The sequence below is a fragment of the Thioclava arctica genome (assembly GCF_040892615.1).
GTDB classification, from domain to species: Bacteria; Pseudomonadota; Alphaproteobacteria; order Rhodobacterales; family Rhodobacteraceae; genus Thioclava; species Thioclava arctica.
The window spans coordinates 218,491-229,822 of record NZ_JBFRYC010000005.1; the positions used below are offsets into that span (position 1 = coordinate 218,491).

The 11,332-nt window shown below is 54.6% G+C and carries 12 protein-coding genes and 2 pseudogenes; 6 read left to right on the plus strand and 8 right to left on the minus strand.

Annotated elements, in window-relative coordinates:
* Nucleotides 1–4 precede the first annotated feature (4 nt).
* Nucleotides 5–1,081: a ribosome small subunit-dependent GTPase A gene (gene rsgA, locus AB4874_RS10855; protein ID WP_368391994.1), complete on the minus strand. Its 1,077-nt coding sequence runs from the start codon at nucleotides 1,079–1,081 to the stop codon at nucleotides 5–7.
* Nucleotides 1,082–1,689: 608 nt separating this feature from the next.
* On the opposite strand from rsgA, the gene AB4874_RS10860 reads away from it, so the two are divergent.
* Together AB4874_RS10860 and AB4874_RS10865 are read left to right on the plus strand one after the other, a co-directional pair.
* Nucleotides 1,690–2,271 carry a hypothetical protein gene (locus AB4874_RS10860; RefSeq protein WP_368391995.1) on the plus strand — a complete coding sequence of 194 codons (582 nt, stop codon included), beginning with the start codon at nucleotides 1,690–1,692 and terminating at the stop codon, nucleotides 2,269–2,271.
* Between the two features lie 125 nt (nucleotides 2,272–2,396).
* Complete coding sequence (locus AB4874_RS10865; protein WP_368391996.1) at nucleotides 2,397–3,149, plus strand: CPBP family glutamic-type intramembrane protease; 753 nt, start codon at nucleotides 2,397–2,399, stop codon at nucleotides 3,147–3,149.
* A 29-nt stretch (nucleotides 3,150–3,178) separates the two neighbouring features.
* On the opposite strand, the gene AB4874_RS10870 is transcribed toward AB4874_RS10865, so the two are convergent.
* From AB4874_RS10870 to AB4874_RS10880, 3 genes are all read right to left on the minus strand, one after another.
* Nucleotides 3,179–4,255: a helix-turn-helix domain-containing protein gene (locus AB4874_RS10870; protein WP_368391997.1), complete on the minus strand. Its 1,077-nt coding sequence runs from the start codon at nucleotides 4,253–4,255 to the stop codon at nucleotides 3,179–3,181.
* Between the two features lie 215 nt (nucleotides 4,256–4,470).
* Nucleotides 4,471–4,785: a hypothetical protein gene (locus tag AB4874_RS10875; RefSeq protein WP_368391998.1), complete on the minus strand. Its 315-nt coding sequence runs from the start codon at nucleotides 4,783–4,785 to the stop codon at nucleotides 4,471–4,473.
* Complete coding sequence (locus tag AB4874_RS10880; protein ID WP_368391999.1) at nucleotides 4,782–5,423, minus strand: acyl-homoserine-lactone synthase; 642 nt, start codon at nucleotides 5,421–5,423, stop codon at nucleotides 4,782–4,784. Before AB4874_RS10880 ends, AB4874_RS10875 begins: the two co-directional genes overlap by 4 nt.
* A gap of 215 nt (nucleotides 5,424–5,638) precedes the next feature.
* Between AB4874_RS10880 and AB4874_RS10885 the strand changes: the two are divergent.
* Nucleotides 5,639–5,776: pseudogene (locus tag AB4874_RS10885) on the plus strand (DDE-type integrase/transposase/recombinase); the annotation flags it as partial.
* A gap of 59 nt (nucleotides 5,777–5,835) precedes the next feature.
* On the opposite strand, the gene AB4874_RS10890 reads toward AB4874_RS10885, so the two are convergent.
* Nucleotides 5,836–6,306 (minus strand): autoinducer binding domain-containing protein, encoded by a 471-nt coding sequence (locus AB4874_RS10890; RefSeq protein ID WP_368392000.1) that lies wholly within the window; start codon nucleotides 6,304–6,306, stop codon nucleotides 5,836–5,838.
* Between the two features lie 82 nt (nucleotides 6,307–6,388).
* Here AB4874_RS10890 and AB4874_RS10895 point away from each other — a divergent pair, with 82 nt between their 5' ends.
* Together AB4874_RS10895 and AB4874_RS10900 are read left to right on the plus strand one after the other, a co-directional pair.
* Nucleotides 6,389–7,009, plus strand: coding sequence for a helix-turn-helix transcriptional regulator (locus AB4874_RS10895; RefSeq protein ID WP_368392001.1), 621 nt, complete (start codon nucleotides 6,389–6,391; stop codon nucleotides 7,007–7,009).
* Nucleotides 7,010–7,138: 129 nt separating this feature from the next.
* Nucleotides 7,139–7,840, plus strand: coding sequence for a LuxR family transcriptional regulator (locus tag AB4874_RS10900; RefSeq protein ID WP_368392002.1), 702 nt, complete (start codon nucleotides 7,139–7,141; stop codon nucleotides 7,838–7,840).
* Between the two features lie 244 nt (nucleotides 7,841–8,084).
* Here AB4874_RS10900 and AB4874_RS10905 read toward each other — a convergent pair.
* Both AB4874_RS10905 and AB4874_RS10910 read right to left on the minus strand, forming a co-directional pair.
* A pseudogene (locus AB4874_RS10905) lies at nucleotides 8,085–8,501 on the minus strand (DDE-type integrase/transposase/recombinase); the annotation flags it as partial.
* The gene (locus AB4874_RS10910; protein WP_368392003.1) at nucleotides 8,452–8,928 is read right to left on the minus strand and encodes a hypothetical protein; all 477 of its coding nucleotides are present in this window, start codon (nucleotides 8,926–8,928) and stop codon (nucleotides 8,452–8,454) included. The pseudogene AB4874_RS10905 and the gene AB4874_RS10910, both read right to left, overlap by 50 nt.
* Nucleotides 8,929–8,945: 17 nt before the next feature.
* Between AB4874_RS10910 and AB4874_RS10915 the strand changes: the two genes are divergently transcribed.
* Nucleotides 8,946–9,302, plus strand: a complete 357-nt coding sequence (locus AB4874_RS10915; RefSeq protein ID WP_368392004.1) for a hypothetical protein — start codon at nucleotides 8,946–8,948, stop codon at nucleotides 9,300–9,302.
* A 442-nt stretch (nucleotides 9,303–9,744) separates the two neighbouring features.
* On the opposite strand, the gene AB4874_RS10920 is transcribed toward AB4874_RS10915, so the two are convergent.
* A complete protein-coding gene (locus tag AB4874_RS10920; RefSeq protein WP_368392005.1) occupies nucleotides 9,745–10,503 on the minus strand; it encodes a hypothetical protein in 759 nt (252 codons plus the stop codon).
* Nucleotides 10,504–11,332 lie beyond the last annotated feature (829 nt).

The following is an 11,332-nucleotide window of genomic DNA, read 5'->3' on the forward strand; positions in this document are numbered from 1 at the left end:
CTTCTCACTTCCTATTCTTCCGCTGGATCGCGTTGATCATCTTATGGAGAGATTTATCGGCTGATTTGCGTTCGGCCAACGTGGACGCATTAAAGCGTTCCTCCGCTGCCAGTTTGTTCCATCGCGCAAGTCGGTCAGGATCAATCTCGCCGCGCGCCAATGCACCCTGGATGGCGCATCCAGGTTCGGTGTCATGTCTGCAATCGCTGAAACGACATTGGCCCGCCAAGGCAACGATGTCTGCGAATAGACCGGCAATGCCTGCCTCGACATCTGTCAGTTGAAGCTCACGCATGCCGGGCGTGTCCAGCACCGCACAGCCATCGACCGTGAAGTGCAATTGTCGCCGCGTCGTCGTGTGGCGACCCTTGCTGTCATCTTCCCGAATGGCAGCCGTATCGGCCACACCATCGCGAAAAAGAGCATTGACCAGCGTCGATTTCCCGACACCGGACGACCCCAGAAAGGCAATCGTTTGCCCCGGCTTGCACCATGGGGCCAACTTGGCAATTGGTTCTTCACTCAAGGCATTCAGCATTTCGACCAGAACGCGGTTTGAAATGGCGCTTGCCGCATTAACGTAGACAACTGGATCGTCGCAAAGGTCTGCCTTGGTCAGCAAGATCACAGGCGTCACCTCCGCCTCCAATGCCAACGCAACATAGCGCTCGAGCCGCGCGATGCTGAAGTCCTTGTTGCAGGACGACACAATGAAGACCGTATCCACGTTGGCAGCAATCAGTTGCCGTTTGCGGTCTGAGCCCGGCGCACGACGCTCGAAAACGCTGCTGCGTTCCAAGACCTTACTATTGGATGGCTTTTGCGGATCATAGAGCAGCCAGTCGCCGACCGTCGCATTCGGCCCCGGCGGCATGAGGGTATCAAGGTTTTCACCGAGCACCCGCAAGCCAGTTCTGTGAACCTCAACCACACGAACCGGTGGTGTATCCGCAGCCGCGTCAACATCGGTTTGCTGGCTAAAGAAGGGCTTCCAGCCAAGTCTCTCCAGAGGGGAAGGCTCGCGTTTTGGAATTTTGCTCAAACCCGAAGGCAGCAAGAATTTGGAATAGTCCCGTGTCATTGTTTGGATCTTTCATGGTCGGAAAACGGGACTGGCCCGCACCGAAACACTGATTTTGACCTGATCAAGCAAAGCTGTTCACCCCCAGCGGTCAAGCGGCGGCGTTGGTTCTGTTTTGCTTTGCATCGGGAGGGCGCCTTGCCTCCCCGCATTATCGGGTCATAAAATCTCCATGAATGTGCAACGCACGTAGATCAGTGCGTTGATTTTAGCAAGGCATTCCTTGGAGCGGATGGCGGCAAGCGTTCAATCGTGCCGGGTGGAGCATCAAGCAACAGGGACTCCAAGTCTGTCATGAGGCGCTGCCGCGCGAGCGAGGGCAGTGGCCAGGCGCGGCCCTGACCCGACTGGCCCAGCGCCAGCATCCGATCGGAGCATCGACGCCACAGTGTCGCTTTTCCGCATTGGCCGTTCGCTGCGGACGCGTTGTCTGAGTTATCCGTGACGCCGGCGGGCGGATATTGGGTATCGCAAACGGAGGTTCGAAATTGCGATTCCGAACGTTCTGGAACGCGTATTCGGGCTCTTTGCCCGGCGCCCTCCCTCATATGCGAGGTGTTGCTGCCACGTGCGCAACTCAACCAGCCATGCACCAAGGAACACCAGACATGTCGATCCTCCAATCCTCCATTCTTCTTCTGACCGCCCCGATCGCACTGCTTCTTACGTCGTTCGGAGCAAGCGCCCAGGAGGCAGATCAGCAAATCAACTGGCCTATGGGTGCCGCCGTTCAGACGGAAGTAGGGCAACACATACCTGCCGGGGCCTCCGGGGTTGCCTACATCGATGCCCCACGGGTGGCGACGCTGCTACAGCTGAGGGGAGTCACGGGAAGCGGCACCGTGATCCTGAAGAGCGATGACAGCCACGATTGCCTGACTATCCCCATCCGTTTCGTCGCAGGCGATTTTGGAGGCGAAGGCATCTCTGCCAAGGCAACAACACCAATTCATCTGATCCTCCAATCCCCGCGGGTCGCCCGCGCGCTTGCGGCTGGCGATGACGTGGTCAGCGATATGTATCGCATCAGCGCCCAGCTGGATGATCCTGAGGCAGACATCATCATTCAGACAGGATTGAGTAAAAGCCATGGTTTTGTTCTCAATCCTGGAAGCTCCATCGTTGCCGACGTATTTGGTGCCACGACAAGCCGGATCGTCTGCTCTGAGATTCGGGCTCAGGGTTCATGACCAGAAGATCACGGTTTCGGCGTTGCATGACCTCGGTCCGCGATCATCGACATGCTACATTCCGCCTTCTTTGCTGAACCGACCTTGGGCTGGACGGGGGATTAACGAAGTGAGAAGGACCCGTCATGCGCGCTCAATCTGCCGGCTTCTTTGTTCCATTTTTCGTCTGGTTATTTCTTGGAAGTCTCGGGTTGCTTGCGCTCTCACTCGGCCAGGACATCGACGCGCTGCGCGAGCTCGGTGCTTTCCCGGATGTGTCTGACCACGTCTTGCGGGCGCTGATCGTGGTGCAGCCATTTATCCTTCTGGTCGTCGGGACCGGAGCTGGCGTGGCCCTTGGTGAACGTGTTGGACTTCGGTCTTGGGTAACCGCCCGTTTGCGGGGCGACCTGCCGCCCGTGATGCATGTGTCCAGCCTGGCCCTCGCAGCGCTTCTCGGCTTCGGCACAGGTGCGGTCGTCGTCTTCCTCGACAGAGTGTTCGCGCCCTGGATCGGGCTCCCCTCGGTCGCGAGCCTTCCGGACATAGGCACGGCGATCATGGCGATCAGCTACGGTGGGATTACCGAGGAGCTGACGCTGCGATACGGCCTGATGACGTTCCTTGTCTGGGTCGGCGCAAAAGTCTGGACGACGCGCCCGCCCGGGCTATTCCTCGGCGTCGTTTTCTTGTCCGCGATCCTGTTCGGAGTGGGTCACCTGCCAGCGATGGCAGCGCTCACGCCACTGAATCCGATTGTGATTTTGCGCACTGTCGGGCTCAATGCATTGCTCGGGTTGGCATTCGGCTGGCTGTTCTGGCGACGCGGGCTTGAACACACGATGGTTGCCCATATTGCCACGCATCTTGCATTCTGGTCTGTTGCCGTCACGCTTTAGGCTTACCGCGCACCGGGCATCATGGTGCTTTATCTGTGTCCATCAGGCGGTGGTTTTTCGGCGCGAAATTGCGAAGGAGTCTTCCCGGTCACCCGGCGAAATTCGGTATTGAAACTCGATTTGCTTACAAAGCCCGCTTCAAACATCACATCCGTGATGGACAACTCGGTCTTGCGCAGGGCCTCTTGCGCGTGGCGTATGCGAAAGCCGTTGATATAGCGAGAAAAATTCTCGCTCGTCGTTCTGTTTATGGCGTTGGAGACATCCCGCACAGGGACAGACAACCGCCGCGCGACCCGCGCTAGCGTCAGGTTGCTGTCCGTGTAGAGTTGCGTGTCGTTCATCAGCGCATCAAGCACAGCCCGTGTCGCGCGGTCGGTGTCGGTCGGTCCCTCGACTTTGGTTGCGTCGCCCTTTTTGGCCTGAAGCAACATCGGCGCACCGACCAGAGCGACGACAAAAACGAATGCGGTGAAAACACCTGACACCCCGGTCAGAAATGTCAGGATATAGGCATCGCCTGCGAACAGGCTGGCGGCCACAATCGAAAGATCCGTGGCCACCATCATGCCAAGCAGAACAATGGTGGCTTTGATCGCGGAGCGCACGATTATCAAGGCGTGCGGCGCGACATGGACGAAGTCATCTGGTTGGCGGCGCAGAAGGCGGGCAATCGAAACCAGGTAGATGCTGTTGATCCCAAGGACAAACATGTCTGCCGAGATCGGGAGGTTTGCCAGTATCGCCAATTGCGCGAAGGCGACCGGCGCCCCGCTCAAAAGGAGCCTCTTGCGCCAGTTCGACCCCAGGTCCTGGGTGAGAGCCGAGAAACCGAGATAGGCCGATGGTGCAACCATCACGGCCACCAACGGCTGAACCCAGGCGGCCCAGGGTGCCTGAAATGAAAGCCGGAACCCGAGAAGCAAGCCGATGGTCGCCAAGGTCAAAAGAAATCCGCATAGGAAAAGGCGCGCTGCAAAGGGCGTGCGGGTATCTTGCGCCAATGCGAAAGCTGCGATTGTCGAAAGAACACTTACGAGCCAGGCGAGGGGAAGAGTGATCATTTGCCTTCCTGTCGGCCAAACAACAACCTTGGTAGCGGCCATACCAACATGTCTTAGACAAATCATGTGGGGTCAACAACAGTTCGGCGTCAGTCCAGACTTGCTGCAGCGCAGAACGAGATTGAGCTTCGGAGGCATCTGGATGTCGGCTTTCTACTTCGCGGCATCGTTGGCTTGATCTTGCAGCGAATTCACACTTCCCGCCCTCTTTGGGGTTTCAAGCGAATGCGCGCCCCGCTGGAAAAAGACATGCGGTCTTACATTTGTGTGGCAGAGTCCCTCAGATCTTTCCATTTTTGAAAACTAACGACCTTTGAAGACTCCTTCGGGTTGTGCCTTCCGTCGTCGGAAGACACCAAACCTTCTCTGAGCGTCATACCGGCCAAGAAAGGAGAGATTTCTTCTATCGCGGTGATAAGCGGCTTGGCGACTTCATGAAGTTCATGAGCCTCAGAGTATTCGATGATCTCCGCAAGAGAATGTATAATCCAACGGTGTGCTTCCCTGTCTTTGACGACATTCAAATCTACAACTGAGGCACAGTCATTCTCAAACTGAATGTAGATGGTCATTTTCTGATCTCCTCTGGAGTAGATGCTTTGAAAACATCGTGATTTATACCTGAAAAATTACGGATCTGGGCTACGCGCTCCTCAGAACAATCCATAAGAGCAGCAAGGGCAGTGACTTTTCCCATAGGGGATGGCGAGCCGAGGTAGCCGTATGGGGCATTGCCAGAGCGCTTCATAACGCGATTCATGACAGGATCGATGACAGCAACGGCATCGGAAATACCGGCAGCCATGCCATATTCAAAAGCCCCAATCATCACTTCGCTGGTGATGTAAGAAATCGAATTTCGCGCAGTTCCGCGGCCGGGTAGGCCCATATCGACACAGAACCGAGTGGCCTCCCATATTCGCGCGCTACGAAGGGGTGGCTCACCATCGAGCAGGCAACTAAAGACGTCGGAGAGCATGTGCGGCCCTGTTGTCTGCAAGAGGCGCATGCAACCAACAACGCGGCCATCATCATTCACGCTTATGACATGCGCAGGATCTAGATCATCGAAAGTATCCCGCTCCATACCGTTGACCACCTCAACATCCCAACCCAATCTGCCGCTGAACACCCGAGCTCTGAGCCGATGCATTTCGATGAGAAGGTCTGGATATTCGTGAACATTGAGTGAGTCTACTATTATGATCATGGTGCTTGCCCCCAATAAACTATTGGTCTTTCTTGTAGGCTTTAAACCTTACCGCTGGAAATAAGGGAAATCCCTAAGTGGGTATGTCGTCAGGGGATCGGATGGGATTGGTGCAATGAAGTGGTCCGGGAAAACTCGACAGCCTGCTAAAATGTATCCAACGCTGATGATGGGATATACGAATGACGAAGAGACGCGGCTTTTCGGACACCTGCCCGAACCACGTCTGGTGTAGCGATATTACCTACATCCCGGTGCAGCGCGGCTTCCTTTACTTGGTGGCGAACAAGGACTGGGCGACGCGAAAGGTGCAAGCGTGGCGGCTCTCCAACATGCTAGATGCCAGCTTTTGCCCTCTCGGCGATGGTTGAGGCGTTAAAATAGGCCATCGCAAGATACGGCAAACCCAATATCATGAACCGCTTAGGTCACGAAGTGGGACGAGCTCGTTTTCGGAAAGCTGCGTGACCCCTTGGGTCTTTTCGTGAAGCTCTTCTAGAATCATCTTCGCCGCTTCAATTTCAGCGCAGGTGATCAGTCTAGAAGAGTGCGCGAAGAAGCCGAAAGTCCGAGAATCTTTCCCAATGGCAACGACTTTTCCATGCCGAAGGCCAAAATCCGCTGCTTGGCCTAAGACATTGTTGGTGTCTTGATCAACGAGATCTGACCAATCGCAGACACCGGCGTTTAGGACAGCCCATTGGACCGTCGGATCGACAAAAACGAGGCCATTATCATTATAGTAGTCGATCCATGATTGTGGATAGGTCTGATAGAGTAGGGTCGGGTTGGCAAAACGGATGTGCAGCCCCACTGCGAACGTCCAATCAGAAACATCTCTCAGGCGTTGCAAAAGTTCTCGAATTGTGATCGCGTTGATCATATATCTCCCCTTGAATTTATTGGAAGAATACCCGACGATTTAAAGCCGCATTTTTAAGAAGGCTACAGCCCGCAAAGCCAAAATGGAAGCGCTGACTGCTATGAACCTTACGGATTTTCAATGTCTTTTTGCTGATCTTGCACCGGCCGGTTGCTATGTTGCATTGCGCGTTGGCTTCTATGCGCCAGAAGCGGAAATGAACCTATTTTCAAAGGATTGGATTGACCATTACACCCTTTCAGGCCACGCGCTGGCTGATCCGTTTTTACTGTGGTGCCAAAAAAATTCAGGCTATGCACGATGGAGTGACTTTGAGAGCTTGGGGTCGACAAAAGTCATGAACGACTATCGGTCTTTTGGCTTCAGGTTTGGAGGCGTCTTCTCTATCTGGGGCTCCCCCTCATCGCCCAAGCGGAGCCTTGGAATTTTTGCACGAAACGATCGAGAGTTTCATGCATTCGAGATGAATGAAATTTCGGAAACGTTAACAAAGATACATGATTACAAACAAACTTCGTTGACAAAATCTCAATTGGAGGCTCTTCGGCTCTACTCGCGGGGAACACTCCAAAAGCAGATCGCGCACGAGCTGAATATATCTCTTCCTGCTGTCAAGGCACGGCTTCGATCTGCGGCGATCCGGTTGGAAGTCAAGACCCTGAGAGAGGCGCTACATATCGCTGCAAGTCGAGGGCTTCTCTGATTTCAGGACTTGGGATACAATTTTGATATGTGCTAGACTCTAGAGGGCAAATGACGCCCATAATAGTCCAGAACGGCTCTGTTGGAGGGCGAACAACTTGGGATTTTTCCTCTGGGGCAGGATGTTGGCATGGATATCATTGACCTCGGAACGGTTCCGTCAAGCTCCGAAAACTACGTCAACTTCATTGAACAGATGTGCGGTTCTCTGGACCTCGATTTTGGGTCCTACGCATCGGTAAACCCCGTAACCGGAGCGGTCGTTGGATACGCAAATTATCCTGATGTGTGGAAAGCCCACTACATGACCCGGAACATGCACCGGGTGGATCCTACGCTGCACAAAGCCTGCTTGAGCATTGCACCTGTCGACTGGCAGCGGTTCGAACGAGATCAAAAATTCAAGACAGTATTTCATGCCGCAAAAGATTTCGGGATCACGTCTCAGGGCCTGACCGTTCCCATTCGCGGTCCCTACGGCGACCGAGGCTTACTTTCAGTGACGCGCGCATGCTCTCAAGAAGAATGGGAAAAACTGAAGCGACACATCATGGGGAATCTTCAAACCGCAGCCGTTCATCTACACGATTCCATCATGCGAACCAGTGGCGTCCCGGGTGCATTGGGATATTCCAGCCTATCTGCCCGAGAGAAAGAAGTTTTGCAGTGGACGGCGGCTGGAAAGCTTCAGCAAGATATTGGCGATATATTGTCTATTTCACATCGAACTGTCGAAATCCATTTACGGTCCGCTCGCCAAAAGCTTGGCGCGTTCACGACCGTTCAAGCGGTCGGTCGAGCCATTGGCATGGGGCTGATATACCCCGGTTAATCTCGCACATTCTGACATGCCCGGGCGTGCTGCCTACGTCAGTTCCGATCAGTTGCAGGGCCATGTCGATCCCGGTGCAGAAGCGGTGGCTCGTCTGTTCGAAAAACTCAGCGCCTGAGCGAATCCGCGCGGAAGCGCGGCCGCGCTGGTAGAAATTTCTACCAGCTTATTGGTGGGGTGGGTGTGCAGAAGGGTCCTGCGGCACTGAATCGCTCCGGGTTTGTCGGAGACCTATAGCTTCATTTCACGCGACCATATCGAGCATGTCGCGCTGTGCATAGAAGTTCTCTTCGGCCTCTGCTGGCGGGATGTTTCCGATGGGTCCAAGCAGGCGCCGGTTGTTGAGCCAATCGACCCAGCCGAGAGTCGCCATTTCGAGATCCTGCATGTTGCGCCAAGGGCCCTGGCGGTGAACCAGCTCGGTTTTGTAGAGACCGTTTATAATTTCAGCGAGGGCGTTGTCGTAGGAATCCCCGACGCTGCCGACCGATGGTTCAATGCCTGCTTTGGCCAAACGCTCGCTATAGCGAATGGATAAATATTGCCCGCCGCGATCCGAGTGATGGATCAATCTCCCTTTCTGAACAGGCCGCCGATCATGCAGGGCCTGTTCAAGAGCATCGAGGACGAAGTCGGTCTTGGCAGACCGCGAGACCCGCCAAGAGAAGCCAGCCCCAGATGAAGCTGTTAGTCACCCAAAATAGGCCCGCTTCGTTGACCTCGTTCATCAGCCGCAAGACCATGAGCGAAAATGCGAGATTCCGGACGCCGGACTCAAGGCCTGAGCGCGCGGCCACCAAAAACCAGTCTTTCTTCCATCCCTCGATACGCCCAAGGCGCGGAATACCAAGTGCGCCAGCGCGCATGAGAATTGCGATGGACGGGATCAAAAGAATCACGCCAACTGCGATATTCGTCAACGCGACACCCTGAACACCCAAGTGAAGTGAAAAGCCGAATTGCCCGACGAAGGCGCTGTCGAAGACGACGGCAAGCACTGCCCTCAAAGCAACCAAGGCAACGAGAACACACTTCCATGACAGTGCAACAACGACGATGACGCAGATGTCGTTCAAAGTGCCGATCATGCCCCCCAGACCGCCAGGTGGAACGGATCGGAGGCGACGTTGACGGCTTCTTTGGAACAAGTCTTTCGGGAGGAGGGGCTGACCTGTCTTGGCGCAAGACGAAGGACGGTGTGAGTTTCGTCCAAGCCATCGATGTCGGGGAGTGGCTTGCTCCAGAAGGTGCCGCGATTAACTCCCTGCACTTGGGGGCAATGAATTTGGCACCTTTGCATCTTGAGAAGGATGCACTTAGTGGATCGGGCCAGACAGATGATTTAAATGTCAATTGGGATATGAGAGTTTCCGCGACGACAGATCGCATGCCTCCCACAACTACGGGCGCATACAAGAATATGCGGATCGGATTTCGGATGGTCTATGAGCTGGACCTCTAAAAGAACAGAGCATCCCGGGTGACAAATGTGATGCTTTCCATCTGCCGCCCGCATTCTAAAAACTCAGCCCTAGAAATAGTCACATGGGCAAAATGAGAAAGAAATGGCGGCGGATGGCCAAGCACGATGGACAATCTGTCTGACGGCGGATGGTCGAACGGTCCGCCTGAGGGCAAAGAAAATCGATACGAACGTTTAAACAATGAAAGGTCGGGGCGGCAAACGTCCCGGCCCAATTTCACGTCCTTGTTTCGATTTTTCCGTAAGCGATGCGCCGCCCCCACCTTCCTTGTGAGCCGCTGATTTGCGATTCATCCTTATTGGATGGATTATCAGGGAGTTTCTCAGTAACATTGATATGCTTGTGGGGCCGCGTGGTCACCGCCGGTGTGGGCCGCTCATGCGCAAGCCGTGTCGCGTCTTGGGAGCAGGGAAAACAATCTCACTGGACGGACATCGGTCGCAGCATGTCATCAGTGTCAAGATTGAGTGCGCTGCGCCAGAGCGGGGTCTTGAACACATGGCACACTTGCTTTCCGGCGCAGTCTTCGCGGGTCTCGATCAGCAATCCCGCCCATTCGAGCGGCCGCAGCACGCAAGATGAAAATGCGGCCATCTCTCGCCACCCCGCTGTGTGCCAATCTTGTGGCTCACCGTAGAAGGCTTCGAACAAGGCAGCCTCGGTCGCGCCATGATCGGCTTCTACGTTAATCACGTTCATCCAGACGTCCCATTTCCCGAAGGGGCGATCGTCGAAACGCGCATAGGAAGCGTGGTCGATCTGGAACACAAAGTATGGCATCAGCTCGGCAAACAGGTGGCCAGGGGCTTGCGCCAGTTCTGTGCCACGCTTGGTCAGCCGAAACTCACCCTTGAAGTGACGTCCCAGGCGCAGAGAGATCAGAAGGAAATGTAAAACCTCGAGCGGGGGAAAATCATATTCATTGATCACCTTATTGTAGCGGAACATCTCTTCTGCGCTTTTCCCCGGCCAGTCGAAATGCTCGACGGCCCAATGGACGAAGACGCGCTTGAAAGCCTTGGTCTTAGTTAGGCCAATTGATCCGTGCTGCTGAGCATATTGCAGGGTCAGGAGAGCACCCCGAAGCAGCGGAGAATGTGTGAGGTCGGGATGGTCATCGGCGAGAGTGCGGAATTCGATCATGTCAGTATGCTGCCACAGACCGCGCTGAAGTTCCATGATGTCCGCATGGTGTGAATTCGCCAGTTGCAGAATTTCGCGCCTGCAGCGAATGGCCGGTTCGACGGGCCGCACCACAGCATGCCGGCTTATCGCTGAAGGGCAACTACGGGCCGTTGCTGACAAGGGGCGCGTTGCTGCGCTCGCGAAATCGCTGATGCCCTCTTTAGTCAGTCTGGGCTCAAACCTGCCATTCTCTGCTTTGCAGAATCTTGAATCGTAGCATTGAGCAACGCCGTCGCAACCGGCCAAGAGCCGCCGTTGACCTCTTCACCTCGAGACTGCGGTGCAGTCCGTGATTGCGGACTTTCGTCTCATGGTTTTGATGTGTCAACGGATGTGGCCCGAGTAGGTGTTTGCAAATGGGTTTCCACCGGGAAATCTCATGCGTAATTCCTTTCAGAACAACACCGGCGTCACCCACTTGCGCTTCATCTCCGCCGCCATCTTTAGCCAGTCAGATTGGAGCGCATGGTGCGTATTCAGTGCTCGTTTCGCATATTTGAGAGCTTCCTGGGGACGACTACAAAACCTTTAGATATTTCGACTACGTCGCCCCTTGCTTCTCGAAAATCCACATAAAGCATTGATAACGAACATTTATTTTATGTATTCCGCTCGCGTTTCCCCTTTCGGCAGCCCGCTTCAAGTCGAGATGTTCATCTCGACGAGCGAGTTTTCCGTTCTCGGTTTCGTTCGAAAAGACCAGGCTCTGAAAATTTTATTGATTATTATCAATGAGTTGAGTCACATCGCGCTATATTCATTTTCGCACAGGTATCAAAAATGAGCTCCATAACTAGGCCGTGTAACATACGAAAATTCGCCG

Bases quoted from the DNA above. Each gene is read 5' to 3' on its own strand.
- AB4874_RS10865 (WP_368391996.1), top strand. From the start codon at position 2,397: ATGCGCGCTCAATCTGCCGGCTTCTTTGTTCCATTTTTCGTCTGGTTA.
- AB4874_RS10875 (WP_368391998.1), bottom strand. From the start codon at position 4,785: ATGACCATCTACATTCAGTTTGAGAATGACTGTGCCTCAGTTGTAGAT.
- AB4874_RS10870 (WP_368391997.1), bottom strand. From the start codon at position 4,255: ATGGCCGCTACCAAGGTTGTTGTTTGGCCGACAGGAAGGCAAATGATC.
- AB4874_RS10910 (WP_368392003.1), bottom strand. From the start codon at position 8,928: ATGATCGGCACTTTGAACGACATCTGCGTCATCGTCGTTGTTGCACTG.
- AB4874_RS10890 (WP_368392000.1), bottom strand. From the start codon at position 6,306: ATGATCAACGCGATCACAATTCGAGAACTTTTGCAACGCCTGAGAGAT.
- AB4874_RS10900 (WP_368392002.1), top strand. From the start codon at position 7,139: ATGGATATCATTGACCTCGGAACGGTTCCGTCAAGCTCCGAAAACTAC.
- AB4874_RS10920 (WP_368392005.1), bottom strand. From the start codon at position 10,503: ATGGAACTTCAGCGCGGTCTGTGGCAGCATACTGACATGATCGAATTC.
- AB4874_RS10880 (WP_368391999.1), bottom strand. From the start codon at position 5,423: ATGATCATAATAGTAGACTCACTCAATGTTCACGAATATCCAGACCTT.
- AB4874_RS10895 (WP_368392001.1), top strand. From the start codon at position 6,389: ATGGAAGCGCTGACTGCTATGAACCTTACGGATTTTCAATGTCTTTTT.
- rsgA (WP_368391994.1), bottom strand. From the start codon at position 1,081: ATGACACGGGACTATTCCAAATTCTTGCTGCCTTCGGGTTTGAGCAAA.
- AB4874_RS10860 (WP_368391995.1), top strand. From the start codon at position 1,690: ATGTCGATCCTCCAATCCTCCATTCTTCTTCTGACCGCCCCGATCGCA.